General features: G+C 55.1%; 5 protein-coding genes, 1 other RNA gene and 3 pseudogenes. 6 read left to right on the plus strand and 3 right to left on the minus strand.

Features of this window, described 5'->3' with window-relative positions; translation table 11 throughout:
- Positions 1 to 464 precede the first annotated feature (464 nt).
- From bapA to ssrA, 5 genes are all read left to right on the plus strand, one after another.
- Positions 465 to 11,966 (plus strand): biofilm-associated protein BapA, encoded by an 11,502-nt coding sequence (gene bapA / locus F4V61_RS15550; protein WP_080161308.1) that lies wholly within the window; start codon positions 465 to 467, stop codon positions 11,964 to 11,966.
- Positions 11,967 to 12,031: 65 nt separating this feature from the next.
- A complete protein-coding gene (locus tag F4V61_RS15555) occupies positions 12,032 to 13,441 on the plus strand; it encodes a TolC family outer membrane protein (protein WP_000533925.1) in 1,410 nt (469 codons plus the stop codon).
- Positions 13,438 to 15,618 carry a type I secretion system permease/ATPase gene (locus tag F4V61_RS15560; RefSeq protein WP_000196132.1) on the plus strand — a complete coding sequence of 727 codons (2,181 nt, stop codon included), beginning with the start codon at positions 13,438 to 13,440 and terminating at the stop codon, positions 15,616 to 15,618. The genes F4V61_RS15555 and F4V61_RS15560 overlap by 4 nt, the downstream gene beginning before the upstream one ends.
- Positions 15,619 to 15,625: 7 nt before the next feature.
- A complete protein-coding gene (locus F4V61_RS15565) occupies positions 15,626 to 16,789 on the plus strand; it encodes an HlyD family type I secretion periplasmic adaptor subunit (protein WP_079829292.1) in 1,164 nt (387 codons plus the stop codon).
- A gap of 71 nt (positions 16,790 to 16,860) precedes the next feature.
- Positions 16,861 to 17,224: a transfer-messenger RNA gene (ssrA, locus tag F4V61_RS15570) on the plus strand.
- A gap of 455 nt (positions 17,225 to 17,679) precedes the next feature.
- Here the strand turns inward: ssrA and F4V61_RS22685 are convergent.
- From F4V61_RS22685 to F4V61_RS15585, 3 genes and pseudogenes are all read right to left on the minus strand, one after another.
- Positions 17,680 to 19,233, minus strand: a complete 1,554-nt coding sequence (locus F4V61_RS22685; protein ID WP_345941266.1) for an NEL-type E3 ubiquitin ligase domain-containing protein — start codon at positions 19,231 to 19,233, stop codon at positions 17,680 to 17,682.
- A 144-nt stretch (positions 19,234 to 19,377) separates the two neighbouring features.
- Positions 19,378 to 19,806: pseudogene (locus F4V61_RS22625) on the minus strand (E3 ubiquitin--protein ligase); the annotation flags it as partial.
- A 138-nt stretch (positions 19,807 to 19,944) separates the two neighbouring features.
- Positions 19,945 to 21,138, minus strand: a pseudogene (locus F4V61_RS15585) (IS4 family transposase).
- Between the two features lie 151 nt (positions 21,139 to 21,289).
- Between F4V61_RS15585 and F4V61_RS22865 the strand changes: the two are divergent.
- Positions 21,290 to 22,065: pseudogene (locus F4V61_RS22865) on the plus strand (DUF3289 family protein).
- Positions 22,066 to 22,073 lie beyond the last annotated feature (8 nt).

A 22,073-nucleotide genomic window follows, 5' to 3' on the forward strand; every position in this document is an offset into this window, starting at 1 on the left:
CATAGACTAATAACGCAATACTTCAAATGAATTTTTTAAAATTTAATATTGCTGAATACCTTTACAAAAGGTGGTGTTATTATATTAAAAAAGCAAAAAATAAAAATCAAAAAAACCATATAAAACATAAAGATAAACAGAAAACCGTCTTTAATCGTTTGCCAACCCATCCCGCCTTAACACAAACTCCGTTATATTTCAGATGCACTAACATTTCTTTCAATAGTTCTTAATTTGCACAAAGGTTTCTTTCTGACTATATCATCTAATACGAAAGCACTAATCAGGCACAAAAAACAAAGGGTTATTCGGCGAGAAAACTACACCTTCACCTACGCTCATAAAAAGAATATGGCTATGGAAATTCATCTCTCACGGTGAACGGGAAGGCTTGTTTACGCATTTTGCCCTGAATGTCGTGCCCGTTAATTAAAACACAGAGCAAATCTATCAGGAGCTAATTTATGCGTCTACTCGCCGTGGTTTCAAAATTGACTGGCGTCTCCACTACTGTGGAATCCTCAGCGGTCACGCTTAAGGCCCCTTCAATTGTTAAATTATCAGTAGCGCGGGATGAAATTAGTCAACTTACGCGCATTAATCAGGATCTGATGGTAACGCTTCATTCCGGCGAAACAATCACGATTAAAAACTTTTACGTTACCAACGATCTGGGCGCAAGCCAGTTGGTATTGGCGGAAAGCGATGGCACGTTATGGTGGGTAGAAAATCCGCAAGCCGGGCTACATTTTGAACAAATCGCCGATATTAACGAGCTGCTGGTCACTTCTGGCGCTTCCCATGAAACAGGAGGCGCCGTTTGGCCGTGGGTACTGGCTGGCGCGGTAGCGGCTGGCGGCATTGCCGCTATCGCATCTTCCGGCAGCGGCGACTCTCATCATTCGGATAGTGATAATCCGCTCCCCGATAACACCAATCCTGGCGGTAATCCCCCCGATAATACCAATCCTGACGGAAATCCCCCCGATAACGACAATCCTGGCGGCACTAACCCCGACGGCAATAATCCGGATAGCAGTAATCCTGTAGATACTACACCGCCTCTCGCTCCCAGCGAATTATTAATTTCAGCGGACGGAAAAATGGTGAGCGGCCAAGCCGAAGCGGGCAGTACCATTACGATCAAAGATCCTTCAGGCAACGTCGTTGGCGAGGGCAAAACGGATAGCAACGGTAAATTTAGTATTGATCTGACGACACCGCAGCTTAGCGGCGAACAGCTGACCGTTACCGCGACTGACGATGCCGGCAATACAGGCCCATCCGCAACGATCGATGCGCCCAACATTCCTTTCCCCGATACACCGATTATCACCGCCGCTATCGACAATGCCGATCCACTCACCGGCACACTTAGCAATAATCAGTTTACGAACGACAGCACCCCCACCCTGGAAGGAACGGGCAGCGCAGGCGCCGTCATCCATATTTACGCCAATGGTCAGGAGATAGGTACAACAACGGTTGATGCCAGCGGAAATTGGCGTTTTTCCATTACCAACGCGCTAACGGACGGGGAAAATCGTTTCACCGCCATTGCGACTAATGTTAAAGGCGAAAGTAGCGAATCAGCCAGCTTTACGCTGACTATCGACACACTCAGCCCCGATGCCCCAATCGTTGAACTGATTACCGATAACACCGGTTTGCTCACCGGGCCGCTACAGAATAATGACCGAACTGACGAGGCAAAACCACTATTTTCCGGACAGGGAGAGCCAGGCAATACCATCACCATTAAAGAGGGGTCAACCATTATCGGCAGCGCTACCGTAGACGAAAATGGGCGCTGGACCTTTATGCCGACTACGCCGTTAAGCGATGGCGAACACACATTTACCGTCGAACAGAGCGACCAGGCTGGAAACGTGAGTCGCGTGACGACAACGCCTACTATCATTGTCGACACCACGCCCCCTGACGCCGCTGCTATTGATAATGTCGCCAAAGACGGCTCAACCGTTAGCGGTACCGCTGAGGCTGGGAGTACTGTGTCGATATATGACCCGGCAGGAAATTACCTGGGATCTGCGATTACCGGAGATAATAACCAATTCAACATCACGCTGAATCCGGCCCAGACCCACGGCGAGCGTCTGGAAGCGCGTATTCAGGACGCCGTCGGCAATATCGGTCCCGTCACGGAATTTACCGCTTCTGACTCACAGTATCCCGCCCAGCCGATTATCCTTACCGTGACAGACGACGCTGGCGCCTTTACCGGACTGTTAAAAAATGGCGATGCCACGGATGATAACCGCCCGACCCTCAGCGGTACTGCTGAACCAGGCAGTACGATATCGATTAGCGATAACGGCTTTCCTGTACCCACCTTTCCCCCTGTTGTCGCTGACGCTGACGGCAAATGGAGCTTTACCCCCTCGCTTGCGCTTCCTGATGGCGACCATGTCTTTACCGCTACCGCCACAAACGATCGCGGCACCAGCGGACAGTCCGTCTCCTTTACCATTGATATCGACACGCAGCCACCGGTGCTGGAAAACCTGGCGGTTAGCGATATCGGCGACAAACTCACCGGCGCCACGGAAGCAGGTAGTACTGTGGTTATCAAAGATAGTCAGGGAAATATGCTCGGTAGCGGAACGGCAGGCGATGACGGTACCTTCTCAATAAGCATTAGCCCGGCGAAAATCAACGGCGAAACATTAAGCATTAGCGTTATCGATAAAGCCGCGAATAGCGGTCCGGTAGAAACCCTGAACGCGCCGGATAAAACTGCGCCTGCGGCCCCAAACGGTCTTATCGTGGCGACCGATGGCCTGTCCGTAAGCGGTCAGGCGGAAGCCGGGTCAACGGTCACTATCCGCGATAGTAGCAATACCGTACTCGGCAGCGCCGTCGCTAACGGCAACGGACAATTTATCGTTCCGCTGAATACCGCGCAAACTAACGGTCAGGCGCTTATCGCTACCGCCACCGATGTAGCGAAAAACGAAAGCGCCGCCGCAACGGTCATCGCGCCGGACAGCACGGCGCCGGAAATGCCGAAAGACGTGGTGATTAGCGAGGATGGCGCCAGCATCAGCGGCACCGCCGAACCGGGCAGCGCCATCACGATCACGACATCGGACGGCACGCCGCTTGGTAGCGGCAAGGTAGACGGCGAAGGTCACTTTACACTTCCTCTCGTCCCCGCCCAGACGAACGGCGAACAGGTTACCGTTACCGCCACCGACGGCGCCAATAACGTCAGCCCACCAGCAACAGCACAAGCGCCAGATATCACCGCCCCGGATAAGCCCATTATTTCTCAGGTGCTGGACGACGTTGAAAGCTTTACCGGGCCGCTGGCTAACGGACAAACCACCAACGACAGCCGCCCCACCCTTAGCGGTACGGCGGAAGCCGGAGCACGTGTCGAAGTCTTTGATAACGGCGTTTCGCTGGGACTCGCCACGCTACAGTCCAACGGCAGTTGGACGTTTACGCCGTTGCAAAATTTAAGCGAAGGCGCGCATCGACTGACCGTAATCGCAACCGATGCGAAAGGCAATGCAAGCCCGGCCGCTTCATTCGATCTGGTGGTCGATACGCAATCGCCGCAGCAGCCGGTAATCACCTTCATTACAGATGATGCGCCAGGTATGCTCGGTAGCATCGCGCATCTGGGGCTGACTAACGACAACACCCCAACGATTAACGGTACAGGCGAACCGGGTTCAACGGTACACCTGTATCAGAATGGCGCTCGGATAGCCGATATTATCGTCGGTAGTTCCGGCGTCTGGAGCTACGCCTACACCACCGCCTCACCACTGGTGGACGATACCTATACCTTTACCGTAACGGCCAGCGACAGTAACGGCAACACCACGCCTTTTTCGACCGATTTTACGATTACCATTGATACCCTGGTCCCTGCCGCGCCCGGCATCATCAGCGTGGCTGACGGCGATGGAAATACGATTGATACCAATCAGTTAACCCAGGAATCCCAGCCACGCCTGAGCGGTAGCGGCACCGCAGGCGACACTATCATCCTTTACGATAACGGCAATATCATAGGTCAGGCGCTGGTCGGCGCGGACGGTCGCTGGCAGTTTACGCCGCCTGCCGCGCTGGGCGACGGCACCCACCTTCTGACCGCTCGCGCCAACGATCCGGCGGGGAACGAAAGTCCCGAATCCATCAGCTTTACCCTGCGCGTCGATACCCAGGCGCCGGATGCGCCGCAGATCGTGTCAGCCGCTATCGCAGGCGGAGAAGGCGAGGTGTTGCTGGCAAACGGCAGTATTACCAATCAGCGTATGCCGACCCTCAGCGGCACCGGCGAACCCGGCGCCATCATCACCCTGTACAACAACGGCGCTGTACTGGATACCGTCCAGGTCAATCCACAGGGTAGCTGGACCTATCCGCTAACCAGTAATCTGAGCGAAGGGTTAAACGTACTGACGGCCATCGCCATGGATGCCGCGGGCAATAGCAGCCCGACCTCCGGCGTCTTCTCTGTCACGCTTGATACCTTGCCTCCAGCGCAGCCTGACGCGCCGCTGATCAGCGATAACGTCGCGCCGGTTATCGGCAATATCGGCAATAATGGCGCAACGAACGACACCACGCCGACCTTCAGCGGCACGGGAGAGATCGGCAGCACGATTATTCTCTACAATAATGGCAGTGAAATTGGCCGCACAACGGTAGGCGATAACGGTAGCTGGAACTTTACGCCTGCGGCACTGACGCCGGGAACCTATATCATTACCGTTACGGAAACCGATGTAGCGGGCAATATCAGCCCCCCTTCCGCCTCAGTCACTTTTGCAATAGACATTACTGCGCCAGCGAATCCGGTTATCACTTTTGCCGAAGATAACGTCGGCGATGTACAGGATAACGTTGCTAGCGGCGCAACCACTGACGACAATACGCCAGTCATTCACGGCACCGGCGACATCGGCAGCGTTATCACGCTCTATAATGGCGGCAACGTTTTGGGCGTGGCCACCGTCGATGAGACCGGCACCTGGACGTTGCCTGTGACCAGCGCATTGCCGGATGGCACCTACACCCTGACTGCCATTGCCGCTGACGCCGCCGGAAACAGCAGCGGCGTATCGAACAGCTTTACCCTTACCGTCGATACCGTTCCGTTGCAGCCGCCCGTCGTCAGTGAAATCCTCGACGATGTTGCGCCAGTAACCGGGCCATTAACCGATGGCGCCTTTACTAACGATCGGACGCTGACTATCAACGGCAGCGGCGAAAACGGCAGCACCGTCACGATTTACGACAATGGCATAGAAATCGGTACGGCGCTCGTCAGCGACGGAATTTGGACATTCAATACTCCAGTATTGTCAGAAGCCAGTCATGCGCTAACCTTCAGCGCAACTAACGGCGCAGGAAATACCACGGCGCAAACTCAACCGATCATCATCACCATCGATGTCACCGCCCCGCCCGCCCCGTCGATCCAGACGGTTGCAGACGATGGTACGCGCGTCGCTGGACTTGCCGATCCTTACGCTACCGTTGAAATTCGTAATGCCGATGACATCCTCGTCGGCAGCGCTGTCGCTAATGCCACCGGTGAATTCGCCGTCACGCTCAGTCCAGCGCAAACCGATGGCGGAACGCTGACGGCAATCGCTCTCGATCGCGCGGGGAATAACGGCCCGGCAACGGATTTCCTCGCCTCCGACAGCGGTCTGCCTGCCGTGCCGGTCATCACGGCGATTGAAGATAATGTCGGAAGCGTTCAGGGGAATATCGCAGCGGGCGGCGCTACGGACGACGCCACGCCGACGCTGCGCGGAACCACAGATATCGGTTCTACCGTTGAAGTCTTCATCGATGGCGATTCGGCAGGCTTCGCCACCGTTGATGCTAGCGGGAACTGGATCTTTGAGATCGCCACGCCATTAAGTGAAAGCGCACATAGCGTCACTGTCCAGGCCACCAATGCGAAAGGCCAGGGCGGTCTGTCCGAACCGGTCAGGATCACTATCGATCTTAGCGCGCCGGCGCAACCGATCATTACCAGCGCAACGGATGATGTCCCCGGCGTGACCGGTACGCTGGATAACGGCGCGCTCACCAATGATTCGCGCCCGACGCTCAACGGGACGGGAGAAGCAGGCGCCACGATCCGCATTCTGGATAACGGCGTAGAAATCGGTTCCGCTACGGTAGATCAAAGCGGTAACTGGCGCTTCACCCCGAACGCGCCGCTGGAGAGCAACACGCATCTCTTCACTGCTGTGGCGACCGACCCCGCCGGAAATAGCGGCCAGCCTTCAGACGGCTTTACACTGACCATTGACGCCCTGGCGCCAGATGTACCAGTCATCATTTCTGTGATTGACGATAACAATCAGCCGTCCATTCCGGTCTCACCGGGACAGTCAACCGACGATCGGCAGCCGATACTGAACGGGACTGGCGAACCTGGCGCGACGATCACTATTTTTGACAATGGTACGCCGCTTGGTACGACTCAGGTAAACGAAAGCGGTAGCTGGTCCTTCCCGGTGACCAGCAATTTGTCAGAGGGAAGCCATGATCTGACGGTTAGCGCTACCGATCCGGCGGGCAATACCAGCGCGGTCTCCACGCCGTGGACGATCGTGGTCGATATTACGCCTCCGGCGATCCCGGTTCTCACCTCTGTTGTGGATGACCGGCCCGGTATTACCGGCGACCTGGTCAGCGGGCAGCTAACGAACGATGCGACGCCCACCCTGAACGGACGCGGGGAGGCAGGCGCGACGATTACTGTCTATCTTGACGGTAATCCAACGCCCATCGGTACAACGACAGTGAATAGCGATGGTACATGGAGTTTCACGCCGCAGACGCCGATTGCAAACGGCAACCATACGCTCACCCTTAGCGCCACCGATCCGGCGGGTAATAGCAGCGCGGTTTCCAGCGGATTTGTATTGACGATTGACGCCACGCCGCCCGCCGCGCCAGTTATCGCCAGCGTAGCAGACAATACGGCGCCGGTAACAGGCATCGTCCCTAACGGCGGTTCGACGAACGAAACCCGTCCGACACTCGCCGGTACCGGTGAGGCGGGGTCAACCATCTCAATTTATAATGGCAGCGCGCTGGTCGGCACCGCGCAAGTTCAGGCCAACGGTAGCTGGAGCTTTACGCCGCCTACCTCGCTGAGCGCGGGCGTCTGGAACCTGACGGCGACAGCAACCGATGCGGCAGGCAATACCAGCGTCGCGTCCGAAACGCGCACGTTTACTATTGATACAACGGCTCCCGCCGCGCCTGTTATTAGCACGGTCTACGACGGTACGGGGCCCATTACCGGCAATCTGAGCCCAGGACAGATGACAGACGAGGTTCGCCCTGTCATTAGCGGCACCCGCGAAGCCAACACAACCATTCGTCTCTACGATAACGGCACGCTGTTGGCTGAAATTCCCGCCGACAATAGCAGTAGTTGGCGCTACACGCCCGACGCCTCTCTGGCGACGGGAAACCATGTAATTACCGTCATTGCCGTTGATGCCGCAGGCAACGCCAGCCCCGTTTCGGACAGCGTTAATTTCGTCGTCGATACCACGCCGCCGCTGGCGCCGGTAATCACGTCAGTCAGTGACGATCAGGCGCCAGGCCTCGGCACAATCGCGAACGGCCAAAGTACCAACGATCCTACGCCAACCTTCAGCGGAACTGCGGAAGCCGGCGCCACGATCACGCTCTATGAAAATGGTACGGTCATTGGCACGACAACGGCTCAGCCTGACGGCGCATGGAGCGTCTCCACCTCAACGCTGGCAAGCGGAACGCACGTCATCACCGCCGTCGCCACCGATGCCGCCGGGAACGGCAGCCCGAACAGTACGGCCTTCACCCTGACGGTCGATACCACCGCCCCACAGACGCCAATCCTGACGTCCGTGGTGGATGACGTGGCGGGCGGGGCAACAGGAAATCTCGCTAATGGCCAGATAACCAATGATAACCGCCCCACTCTGAACGGCACTGCCGAAGCAGGCAGCGTGGTCAGTATTTATGATGGCGGCACTCTGCTTGGCGTCACCACGGCTGACGCGGGCGGCGCGTGGAGCTTCGCGCCCACTACCGGGTTAAGCGACGGCACGCGCACGTTAACAGTGACCGCCACCGACCCAGCAGGCAACGTTAGCCCAGTAACCGACAGCTTTACTATCGTCGTCGATACCCTTGCGCCAACGGTTCCGCTCATCACCAGCATCGTTGATGATGTACCGAACAACACCGGCGCCATTGGCAATGGACAATCGACCAACGATACACTGCCTACGCTCAATGGTACTGCGGAAGCCAACAGTACGGTAAGTATCTTCGATAATGGCGCGCTGGTCGCGACCGTAACGGCTAATGCCAACGGCAACTGGAGCTGGACGCCGACCACCGCGCTCGGCCAGGGGAGTCACGCCTATAGCGTTAGCGCCGCCGATGCGGCTGGTAATGTTAGCGCCGCTTCGCAACCGACAACTATTATCGTGGATACCATTGCGCCCGGCGCGCCCGGCAACCTGACCATCAATGCCACCGGTAATCGCGTGACGGGCACTGCGGAAGCAGGCAGTACGGTGACGATTACCACTGATACCGGTGTGGTACTGGGAACCGCCACCGCCGACGGGACAGGCAGCTTCAGCGCCGCACTCACGCCCGCGCAGACTAACGGTCAGCCGCTGCTGGCATTTGCCCAGGATAAAGCAGGCAATACTGGCATTACCGCCGGATTTACCGCGCCCGATACGCGCGTGCCGGAAGCGCCGATTATCACCACCGTGGTGGATGACGTGGGTATTTATACGGGCGCTATCGCCAACGGCCAAGTCACTAATGACGCGCAACCCACATTGAACGGTACCGCTCAGGCGGGCGCTACAGTGAGCATTTATAACAACGGGGCGTTGCTCGGCACTACTACGGCGAACGCCAGCGGAAACTGGAGCTTTACTCCGGCAGGCAATTTAACCGAAGGTAGCCACGCCTTCACCGCCACCGCGACTAACGCCAACGGAACAGGCAGCGTCTCCACCGCCGCCACGGTGATTGTCGATACGCTGGCCCCTGGAACGCCGTCAGGTACGCTTAGCGCCGATGGCGGTTCGCTTTCTGGACTAGCAGAGGCAAACAGCACCGTCACCGTCACGCTGGCGGGCGGCATTACGCTCACGACCACCGCTGGCAGCAACGGCGCATGGTCTCTTACCTTGCCGACAAAACAAATTGAAGGCCAACTCATTAATGTGACGGCAACTGACGCTGCGGGTAACGCCTCCGGCACGTTAGGCATTACCGCGCCGATTCTGCCGCTGGCGGCAAGGGATAACATCACTAGTCTTGATCTAACCTCTACCGCCGACACCAGCACGCAAAACTACTCGGATTACGGCTTGCTGCTGGTTGGCGCGCTTGGCAATGCCGCCTCGGTTCTGGGTAACGATATCGCTCAGGTTGAGTTCACCATTGCCGAAGGTGGTACGGGAGACGTCACCATCGATGCCGCCGCAACGGGAATCGTGCTTTCGCTGCTCAGTACTCAGGAAATTGTGGTACAACGCTACGATACCAGCCTCAGCGCCTGGACGACGATCGTCAACACCGCCGTTGGCGACTTCGCGAATTTGCTTACCCTGACCGGGAGCGGCGTCACCCTGAACCTGAGCGGACTGAACGAAGGCCAGTACCGGGTGCTAACCTACAACACCAGTCTGCTCGCCACCGGGTCGTATACCAGCCTGGATGTCGATGTACACCAGACCAGCGCTGGCATTATTAGCGGGCCAACCGTTAATACCGGCAACGTCATGGCCGATGACACCGCGCCGACGGGCACCACGGTCACCGCCATTACCAACGCCAACGGCGTCAGCACGCCAGTCGGCGTGAGCGGTGTGGATATCCAGGGACAATACGGCACGCTGCACATTAATCAGGATGGCAGTTACACCTACACGCTGACTAATCCTACGGCAGGATACGGGCATAAAGAGAGCTTCACCTACACCATCACCCAGAATGGCGTCGGTAGCAGTTCCGCGCAACTGGTTATCAATCTGGGCCCTACGCCTGTACCGGGCAGCGTGGTGGCGACAGACAATAACGCCTCGCTGGTCTTTGACACGCACGTTAGCTACGTCAACAACGGTCCCTCGACACAGAGCGGCGTCACGGTATTAAGCGTTGGGCTTGGTAATGTACTGAACGCGAATCTGCTTGATGATATGACCAATCCGATCATCTTTAACGTTGAAGAAGGCGCTACGCGTACCATGACGTTACAGGGAACCGTCGGCGGCGTCTCACTGGCTTCCTCGTTCGATTTGTACGTTTATCGCTTCAACGATGCCATTCAACAATATGAGCAGTTCCGGGTACAAAAAGGCTGGATTAACACCCTGCTGTTGGCCGGACAGTCCCAGCCGTTGACCCTGACGTTGCCTGGCGGCGAATACCTGTTCGTGCTGAATACCGCCAGCGGCATTAGCGTCCTCACGGGCTATACGTTGACGATTTCCCAGGACCACACCTATGCCGTTGACAGTATTACCACCAGCACAACCGGCAACGTATTGACCAATGATGTTGCCCCTGCGGACGCCCTCCTTACTGAAGTGAACGGTGTGGCGATTTCTGCGACAGGCACGACGAATGTTAACGGGCTGTATGGCACGCTCACTATCGACGCAAAAGGCAACTATACCTACACCCTGAAGAACGGCGTCGGCGCCGACAGTATTAAAACGCCGGACAGCTTTATCTATACGGTCAAAGCGCCAAACGGCGACACCGATACGGCCTCGCTCAATATCACGCCAACCGCCAGGGCGCTGGATGCGATTAATGATGTCAGCGATACCCTTAGCGTCGCCACGCTTCAGGATACCGCCGCCTGGCTGGACTCCAGCGTCGGCAGCGCCAGTTGGGGACTACTCGGCAAATCGGGCAGCGGGAGCGGCACCTTTGACGTTGCAACAGGCACCGTGCTTAAAGGCGCGTCACTGGTTTTTGATGTCTCCACGCTCATTACGCTGGGCAATCTGAATATTAGCTGGGCCATTCTGGAGAACGGAACCGTCATACGCAACGGAACCGTTCCGGTGGCGAATATCACGCTGGGCGGCGCGACAGTGACTGTAAACCTGAGCGGTCTGGAGCTGGATGCAGGAACCTACACGCTTAACTTTACTGGTACCAATACCCTGGCCGGGGCGGCGACGATCACGCCACGCGTTATCGGCACCACCGTCGATCTGGATAATTTTGAAACGTCCGGAACGCATACTGTTCTCGGCAATATTTTTGACGGCAGCGATGCGGCGGGGGCGATGGATCAGCTTAATACCGTGAATACCCGCCTGAACATTAGCGGGTATAACGGCAGCGCTTCCACGCTGGACGCCTCGACAAATACTACCAGCGCTACGATTCAGGGACATTACGGCACATTGCAAATTAACCTCGATGGCGCCTATACCTACACCCTGAATAATGGCATCGCGATATCGTCCATCACTAGTAAAGAGGTCTTTACCTATCAACTGGATGACAAGATGGGTCATACGGATAGCGCTACATTGACCATTGATATGGTGCCGCAAATCGTCAGTACCAACCAAAACGATGTTCTCATCGGCTCCGCCTATGGCGATACGCTGATTTACCACCTGTTAAACGGCGCGGACGCAACCGGCGGCAACGGCACCGATCGCTGGCAAAACTTCTCCACCGCGCAAGGCGACAAGATCGATATCCACGAACTGCTGACCGGCTGGGATCACCAGGCGGCGACGCTGGGTAACTTTGTTCAGGTTCATACCAGCGGCGCCAATACGGTGATATCCGTCGATCGCGACGGCGCCGGCAGCGCGTTTAAATCAACTGACCTTGTCACTCTGGAGAATGTGCAGCTCACGCTAAATGATCTGTTGCAGAACAACCATCTGGTAATCGGCGGTTGATGAAAAAAGCCCCGGACGCCACGACGTCCGGGGCAACAAGCGGTGATATTTAAAAGGGATAAAAAATGGGAAGAGTTACTCCTGCCGCCATCGTACTGGCATTTGCTTTGTTTCATCACCAGACCCGGGGCGCAGAAGCGCCGCCAATTATTACATCCGAAGGATTAGCAACGGACCAGATGCTCCCTTCGCTGGATGGCTCCGCCGCCGAGTTGCCGCTCAGCGCCGCCGCGCCTGGCAACCTGACGCTCAATGACGCGGTCAATCGCGCCGTTAACTGGCATCCTTCTATTCGCGAAGCCGTCGGCAAACTGCTCGCACAGAATGAACAAATAGAGGTCGCCAGATCGAAATATTATCCGCAAGTCAGCGCAGGCGTGAATAATGGGTACAGCAATACTTACACCGATCACGGATATAGCCCTTCGCTGGTGTTGTCAGTATCGCAAATGCTTTATGACTTCGGCAAAGTGGCAAGCCAGGTGCGCGCCGAAACCGCAGGCGCAGCGCAGCAACAGGCCAATGTGCTGCTCAGTATTGATACCGTCGCGCACGAAACCGCCAACGCCATTGTCCAAACGCAGAGCTGGCAGCAAATGGTCGAAGCGGCGGAAGAACAGCTCGTCGCGCTGGACGGTATCGGTAAACTCACCCGTCAGCGTAGCGATGAGGGCGCCACATCGCTATCTGACGTAGTGCAAACCGAAGCCAGAATCGAATCCGCCCGCTCGCAACTGGCGCAATATCAGGCCAATCTCGACAGTGCGAGAGCATCACTAATGAGCTGGCTGGGCTGGAAATCGCTTAACAGCATCAGTAATGACTTCCCGGCAAAACTCGCTCGTAGCTGTGAGATTGTTACCCCCGACGATCGGCTGGTGCCCGCAGTGCTGGCGGCTTGGGCGCAGGCCAACGTTGCGCGGGCGAATCTGGAGTATGCTAACGCGCAAATGACGCCGACGATTTCGCTCGAACCTTCCGTACAGCATTATCTCAATGATAAATATCCCAGTCATGAAGTGCTCGACAAAACCCAGTATTCCACTTGGGTGAAAGTTGAGATGCCAATTTACCAGGGCGGAGGGCTGACCGCCCGACGTAACGCCGCCAGCCATGCGGTAGACGCGGCTCAGTCGACCATCCAGCGTACCCGGCTTGATGTCCGCCGGAGACTGATGGAGGCACGCAGCCAGGCGATGAGTCTTGCCAGCGCGTTACAAATCCTTCGTCGGCAACAACAGCTTAGCGAACGCACGCGCGAACTGTATCAGCAGCAATACCTTGACCTCGGTTCCCGCCCGCTGCTTGACGTGCTTAATGCGGAGCAGGAGGTTTACCAGGCGCGCTTTGCCGAACTGCAAACGGAAAGTCAGTTACACCAGTTGCAGTTGAACTGCCTGTATAACACCGGCGCGCTTCGTCAGGCGTTCGCGTTAAATCATCGTAGTATTCAGTCCGTGGAGATCCAGCCATGACCCGCGCCGCCCCCGATGTAGAAGAGATACTCAGTGAGCGAGATCTGAGCCAATGGGCGCAGGCTATCAGCCATGTCGCCGGGCACTATCGCGTTGCCTGTTCTCCCGGTTCGATTCAAGCCAATGCCCCGTGGTTTAGGGGTAAAAGCAGAACGACCGCCTTAACGCACCTCTCGCGACAGGCGGGTTTATCCTTTCATGCGCCGGGTATAGACAAAGCGGCATTTAGCCAGTGGCGGCTTCCGCTGGTTGTCGAGCTCAGGGACGGGCAGTTACTGGTCATCGAACATGCTAATGGCGAGGATGCGGTAGACGTTTTTATGATCGAAGAAGAGGGGCAGCGTAACCGCCTGACGTTCAGCGAATTATTGCCGCAGATCATCTATGTCGCCGCGCTACGCCCGTTATCGGCGCTCAAGGATAGTCGCGTCGACCGCTATATCTCCCGCTTTAAACCCGACTGGATGCGCGAGCTGGTGCTACAGGATATCCGCCCTTATTTACCGGTAATGGTCGCCGCCTTTCTGATTAACGTGCTGTCGCTGGCCGGGATTGTGTTCTCTATGCAGGTTTACGATCGAGTGATCCCTGCTCAGTCGTATCCTACGTTGTATGTTCTCTCCTTCGGCGTGCTGGTAGCGGTGCTGTTCGGTTTTCTGCTGCGTGAAGCGCGTACGCACATTATGGACGTGCTCGGTAAACGCGCCGATATGCGCATTTCCGATCGGGTATTCGGTCACGCGCTGAGGCTGCGCAACAGCGCTATCCCCCGCTCCACCGGTAGTTTTATCTCGCAGTTACGCGAGCTGGAACAGATCCGCGAGATGATCACTTCTTCAACACTGGCAACCATTGTCGATCTGCCTTTCTTTTTCCTTTTTATGATAGTCCTGGCGGTTATCGCCCCGCCATTGGCATGGATAGCGCCAGTATCGGCTCTGTTGATGATCCTACCAGGCGTCGCGCTGCAAAAAAAACTGGCTGTCCTCGCCAACCAGGCCGCCCACGAAGCGACGCTACGTAATGCGGTCTTAGTCGAAAGCGTGCAGGGGCTGGAAGATATTAAACTGATGCAGGCGGAGAACCGCTTTCTCCAACAGTGGAATAGCTATATCCGTATTACCGGCGAGTCGGGTCTACGCACCCGCAAGCTCACGCAAGGGCTTATCAGTTGGGGGATGTCGGTACAAAGTCTGGTGTACGCCGCGGTAATTATGTTCGGCGCGCCGATGGTGATTGAAGGCAGTATGACTACCGGCGCCGTGGTCGCCGCGTCGATGCTCGGCTCGCGGATGATAGCGCCAATGGCTAACCTGTGCGGCGTACTGGCGCGCTGGCAGCAGGTGAAAGCGGCGAAGATGGGTCTCGACAACATTATGCAACTGCCAACTGAGACACAGCATGATGATAGTCTGGTGCGCCGTGACATCCTCCATGGGCATTATCTGTTTGAAAACGCCCAGTTTCGTTACCATAACGACGATCAACGCATACCGCTGCGCCTCGTCCGTCTGGAGATCATGCCGGGTGAGCGGATTGCGATTCTGGGGCGTAACGGCGCGGGTAAGTCCACGCTTTTACAGGCGATGGCGGGCGGTCTGGAAATGATTCAGGGGGATGCCCGGCTTGATAATCTTAGCTTGTCGCACATCGATATGGCGGATTTGCGCCGTAACATCGGCTTTCTCAGCCAGAATGCACGGCTTTTTTTCGGCACTCTGCGTGAGAACCTGACGCTTGGTGCGCCGCACGCCAGCGATGAACAGATTTTTGACGCGCTCGAAGTCAGCGGCGGCGCCGTCTTTGTCAGGCGGCTGGCAAAAGGGTTGGATCATCCCATTATGGAAGGCGGTAACGGCCTGTCCGGCGGACAACGTCAGTCCCTGTTGCTGGCGAGAATGCTGCTTCGCTCCCCCAATATTGTGCTACTTGACGAACCCAGCGCCTCGCTGGACGAACATACGGAGCGAGAGTTTATTCAGCGGTTACATCAATGGCTTGGCAACCGCACACTGGTCGTCGCGACGCACCGGGTGCCGGTACTGGAGCTGGTTGAGCGTGTCGTCGTCCTGAAAGAGGGACAACTGGTGATGGACGCGCCAAAAGCGCAGGCGCTTAACGCGGATCGGATACAAAGTCACCGTCGGGAGTGGAAAAATGAAAACCAGTCAGCATGATGCCGCGATGGACGATCCCGATATTCATCGTGAACGGGAGTTTTCCGGCGCAGGTCGTATTGTCCTGATCTGTTCGCTGTTATTTCTCATTCTCGGCGTCTGGGCATGGTTTGGCAGACTGGATGAGGTTTCCACCGGAAACGGAAAAGTCATCCCCAGTTCACGCGAACAGGTTCTGCAGTCACTGGATGGCGGCATCCTGGCGCAATTGACGGTGCGGGAAGGCGACAGGGTTCAGGCTAACCAGATTGTCGCCCGGCTTGATCCTACGCGTCTGGCGTCCAATGTTGGCGAAAGCGCGGCAAAATATCGCGCTTCACTCGCCTCCAGCGCACGGTTAACAGCGGAAGTCAGCGACTTACCCCTCGCCTTTCCCGATGAGCTAAATGACTGGCCGGATCTGATTGACGCAGAGACACGTCTCTATAAAAGCCGCCGCGCACAACTGGCCGATACCGAAGTCGAACTACGGGATGCGCTGGCGTCGGTCAATAAAGAGCTGGCCATTACCCAGCGGCTGGAGAAAAGTGGCGCGGCCAGCCACGTTGAAGTGCTGCGACTGCAACGACAAAAAAGCGATTTAGGCTTAAAAATCACCGACCTGCGCTCACAATATTATGTGCAGGCACGCGAAGCGCTATCGAAAGCGAACGCCGAGGTAGATATGCTCTCCGCCATTTTAAAAGGACGCGAGGATTCCGTCACCCGCCTCACCGTGCGTTCGCCAGTACGCGGCATTGTTAAGAATATCCAGGTCACGACGATTGGCGGCGTAATCCCGCCTAACGGCGAGATGATGGAGATAGTGCCGGTAGACGATCGCCTGCTGATTGAAACCCGCCTTTCGCCGCGTGATATCGCCTTTATTCATCCTGGTCAGCGCGCGCTGGTTAAAATCACTGCTTATGATTATGCCATTTACGGCGGACTTGAGGGTGTGGTAGAGACCATCTCGCCGGACACCATTCAGGATAAAGTGAAGCCGGAAATTTTCTACTATCGAGTGTTTATCCGCACCCATCAGGACTACCTGCAAAATAAATCAGGGCGTCGTTTCTCGATTGTTCCTGGCATGATCGCCACGGTAGATATCAAAACCGGTGAAAAAACCATCGTCGACTATTTAATCAAACCATTTAATCGAGCTAAAGAAGCGCTGCGCGAGCGGTAAATCGTTGAGGATAAGAGAATACGGGGGCTGGTCACGCCTGTCACAAGTCTGTTATACTTATCCTACACATTGGGGCTGATTCTGGATTCGACGGGATTTGCGAAACCCAAGGTGCATGCCGAGGGGCGGTTGGCCTCGTAAAAAGCCGCAAAAAAATAGTCGCAAACGACGAAAACTACGCTTTAGCAGCTTAATAACCTGCTTAGAGCCCTCTCTCCCTAGCTTCCGCTCTTAAGACGGGGATCAAAGAGAGGTCAAACCCAAAAGAGATCGCGTGGATGCCCTGCCTGGGGTTGAAGCGTTAAAACGAATCAGGCTAGTCTGGTAGTGGCGTGTCCGTCCGCAGGTGCCAGGCGAATGTAAAGACAGACTAAGCATGTAGTACCGAGGATGTAGGAATTTCGGACGCGGGTTCAACTCCCGCCAGCTCCACCAAATAATTATCCGGATACGTCCGGTGAAGTACAGAAAGCCCGCACGGCACAAGCCCTGCGGGCTTTTTTGTGTCTGTCATTGTCCGAGAGCATCCAGCTAAATCCGGTGATTATTGGTATACGTTTAGGTATACGGTAGGATGTATACCTAAAAGCGTATACCAATTCATGAAGGAGCGGCCAACGAAGGAGATCGCTATGCGTAAAGCCCGTTTACCGTCTTTCACGTTAAGCTGGTCCAGCACTTCCATAAGTTTTTCACTGTCGGCGCACGGGGCGTCATCTCTCCCAGACTGGTCATCACACTGTTGTGATATATCAGCATTTATGGGGAACAGAAAATCAGGGGCTTTCCCGCTATTTCACCTGTGCATCATCTGTGCTGTCTGATATTGTTTATCCGGAAATCTCTTTGTCGCACCGCACCCCATTCGCCTGGCGCGGTGAATATCGTGCTCAGTTAAGACGCCGCCGGGCTTTCACTTTCAGATAGCTACCCAGCATCTCCTCCACAAGAGGGCGCAGGCCATTCAGAAATTCCTTTTTCGCACTTTCCATCGCCCTTACTCCGATAGTGCGCTCTGCATCGGTATTACCGACCAGCCCGGACGGTTTCAGCTCTGTGTCAGACAGCATCTGGTACGTGTGCTCATAGTCCGATATTTGCTTTTCACGAAGCGCGTTAAAGCGTTCCGGCTCTTTGCGTTCCAGCACGCTGTGCAACGGGCCCCACTGCAGTAACCACTCACTGAACTCGCTGTTTTCGGCGGCTTTCACCTGACGCTCAGCGCTCCGAAGGTCTGAAGCCGTCACGCCGGACGCGCCAAAGAAACGCATTTCTGCCGTCACGCTGGTGAGTTCAAGTGATTCCTTCAGCTTATTCTGATACGCCAGATAAACCTCAATTTCATCGACTAAAGCCAGCGTTCTGACCTTTTCCCGGGCAATCCGTTCCAGCATTTCCATACGGAACATCTCACGCCCCGTGGAAACCAGCCCCGGGAGATTGTTATCGTATACTCCTTTTTCTGCATTATGTACCAGCTGTACGTTCTTCATCTGGTGCAGAGCAAGTGTGACCCGGTCCTCGCAGTTTGATGTTGCCTCGGTTGCCATGGCAAAAGTTTTTGCTCTCAGCACATCATCTTCAGCCAGCAGGGCCAGCCAGGACGATATCTGTGCCTTAAAGCCCGCGTCCTTTTCGAAGTTTTCCGTCTCACGCAGTCTGTCCAGGAAGAGGCTGAAGGCGGCGGCGTTATCTTCCTGTCCGGACGCATGCCATCTGTCTGCAGGGTCCGGTTCCCCCTCCCGTGCAGGCATCAGCCAGTCAGCGACCGCCAGGTGCAGTGCCCGGGCTTCCCGGGGGACGGAAGGCCCCGCCATATCGAATCGTATCCTGGGGCCTGAATAGCCAGGAGCGCTGGTTAGGTTCCGCAGAGTCCGCAGAGTGCGTTCAGACAGCGGATTCCCATCCAGATTTACTCTTGCGTATGAGGGCAGACTAATGATGCTTTCCGGCAGGCGGGTCAGCCGGTTATGAGAGACCGACAGTTCCTGTAGTCCTGACGGCAGCTCCGGCAGGCTGGGCAGCAGGTTATGAGAGACCGACAGCTCCCGTAGTTCTGACGGCAGCGCCGGCAGGCTGGTCAGTCGGTTACTAGAAATAATCAGCTCCCGTAGTCCTGACGGCAGCGCCGACAGGCTGGTCAGTCGGTTACCAGAGGCCCACAGTTTACGTAGTCCTGACGGCAGATCCGGCAGGCTGGGCAGTTGGTTACCAGGGACCGACAGCGACTGTAGTCCTGGCGGCAGCGCCGGCAGGCTGGCCAGCAGATTACCATCTACCGACAGCTCCCGTAGTCCTGGCGGCAACCTCGACAGGCGGGTCAGATAATTATTACGAGGAATAATCAATTTTGTAATATGCGGTGGTAAATGGTCTGGTAAAGTGGTAAGACCTGCCCCCCCCACGTTAAGCACTGGATTGCCGTTCTTCAGGCAGTCGCGCATTTCCTGTACCACTGCTGCGCGGCCGCGTGCCTCTCCTTTTGGCGCCGCCCTTTGCCATGCTGACCAGACAGCATCATACTCTGCTGCCGTCTGTGGCGCCGTTGTGGCAGGGAGGCAGGATGTCCCGGATGCCCCTTCCGCGTGTTCTGTGCGTTCCACTCCCGGTTCTGTTGCCATGGTGAAGTGATGTGTTTCACTGTACCCCTGGCAATTCACGGTATAGTTCCCGGCGTCGTCCAGGGTGACTGATAATATCTCCTGGTTGTCTTCATCCATGATACAGAAGTGGTTTTCCCCGTGCAGGCCGGAATGAATGTTTTCCTCGCATCCGGCATACGCGAGCGTCCTGAGCTGTTCAAATCTGCTGACCACATCCTCCCGCGTCGTTCCGGCCGGCGGGTGACAAATCGTCCGGATGCACTCCAGCGCTTCAGTCTGATGCGTTGAGCAAAAAAATTCCTTACATTTTTCCCAGGAGCTCATTTCAGGCGGGGTATCAGACCAGGCAATACGATAAATGCGGCGGTTACTGATGGTGGCGGGACGACATCCGCTTCCAACATAAAAGGGCATAACAAAAAACCTTTATAAATTTACACATAGTATCTGTCCGGCAGACATCATCTCCCCCTGGTCTTAATTTCACAATAAGGTTATCGGCGGAGCCATGGTCGTCCCGCCATGGCATTGAGGGATCCCCATAAATCTGCGCTAATAAACCAACACCATATTCTGGTAGGTTCTGGCGAGGTGATTCAGAACGGTGCGCAGCACCGTTCGTTTTAAAATTAGCGGGGACTGTCGTAAGACATTCTCCGCTAACGTCAGATACGTGATAACCCGCCGTGTCCTGACGCTGTTGGCCTGATACCTTAAATGTAATCCTTTATTTTCAGCGTGATAACCTACAAGCCACAGGACTATTGTGCTCAGCGTTGCCAGCAGTCTCAGCGCCAGCACTCTTCCTGCCGAACGGCTGTAACTGGCCCGCAGACCGAACCCAAAGCGCTCACTTTTTTCATCCCTGAAGTGCTGCTCAATCTGCATTCGGCGGCTGTATAACTTCATGATCACTCGCGGCTTAAAGTCATCAGTGCTACTGAATATTAACCACGGTTCTTTTGCCGCCGGGATGGCATCTTTTGGCTGTGATGGTCTGGCTATACCGCAACGGGAGCATTTATTTTTCCGGCCTTTCGGCTCTTTTTTATGCAAATAAAAATGACCATCGCACCGCGCATATTCTGAGCGGGCAAGCGTCCCAGGCCCCAGATATTCCGGTTTGCTACTGGCCTGCAATTCCTGACGTCTGAACCAGTATTCGCCTTTGGCCTTAAGCCGCATCTGGATATTTCCCCTTATGCGCCCGATAAAATCCCATCCGAGTGATTCTATGTGCCGGAACCAGGCATTCTGGAACCCTGCATCAGTGACGATGATCACTCTTGCTTCTGGGTTTACCGCTTCGGCAAGAGTATTAAGAAAGGCCTGCTGTACCTTTGCATTTTGCTGTTTCTCCGAAGGAACTATCCACCTCAGCAAGGGTATCGAACGTCCGTCGCAAATCAGGCTGGCGCGGAGCACGTGATGCTCCTGAGATGGATATCCACTCCAGTCAACAGCAATGACACAAAGAGATAACTGGCTCGTCAGCATGGCAATAATATTTCTGAAAATCAGTGGGATATTGCGGTGAAGAGATTCATTACCGCGCAGTCAGTCAACGCGTTTGATTTTATTTTTGACCTGAGCCGTACCGGGTAAATAACGCCCGATACTTGTCAGCGTCAGTGATGCGCCATTGATGAGAGCAATGGTGGCATCCAGCAAAGCATTTTGTCGGTATTTGTGAAGCGGTGCTAACGCATCGCGGAAAAAATTCTGACATACCTGGAGAGCAGGCATAGAGGTGATCTCATTGAATTGGTTGCACAAATCATTAGATCACAAAACTCTATGCCTGTCTTTTTTACCCGCCCATTACTGGGGATTCCTCAGCGCCGAAGCGGGCTTCAGAAGTCGCAGAAGAAAGATGGATGACTACAGCGCCAGTGATATGCGCTGCAGCGACCGTTCTGAAAGCCAGCTAAAAGCACAGTTTCATCTGACAGACGTTTCCACCAGGGCGAACCCTTACACTCTGACAAAAGTCACCTCGTTCAACCAGCCACAACCAATATTTCACGGCTCCCGTGGAGAGGGAGAAATCATCCGGCAGCAGTGCGCCGCTATTCTCTTTGACGAGCTCCGGGCGTTATCCGGCCTCTTTGCGATGTCCGGCCCTTACAAGCCGCTAATAAAGCAGATGATTCCCCATATACAGAAAGCAAACGGCGCACCGTTCAGATATATGTTGCTGGACAGGGCGTTGAAGGATCATATCTTGTCGGATAGCACACCAAACAGCTCTCGTTTACGGTTAGCGGGGTTGTTGAAAAATATATTGACCAGGAATATAAGCATTACCCGACAAAGGATAAAGATGAATTGCGAAAATCGATTCTTTGAAGGGAATTCCCCGCTGACAGATAAGGGGAAAATAAACTGGCGGCTAAAAAATATAGATGTATTGAAAGAAAAATATGATATCCCTAAACCATCATCTTCTGGCTATTTTACTGTTATTTTTTAGTTTTAGCGATGTTTATAAAGAAGAAAAGAAATATGACAGACTTTGCTTTGATGATATGAAAAAAAGTAAATTGTATCAGAAAGGATGCCGTTTTTTCCGCAGAGAAAAGCAGGAATTTTGGTATAACTTTCACGGTGTACGATGGTGATAATTATCGTTTAGGCCAGAATGGTGACATTATAAAAGTCCAATCCGATTAGGATTGCAT

The sequence above is a fragment of the Salmonella enterica subsp. arizonae genome, from assembly GCF_008692845.1.
Lineage (GTDB): Bacteria > Pseudomonadota > Gammaproteobacteria > Enterobacterales > Enterobacteriaceae > Salmonella > Salmonella arizonae.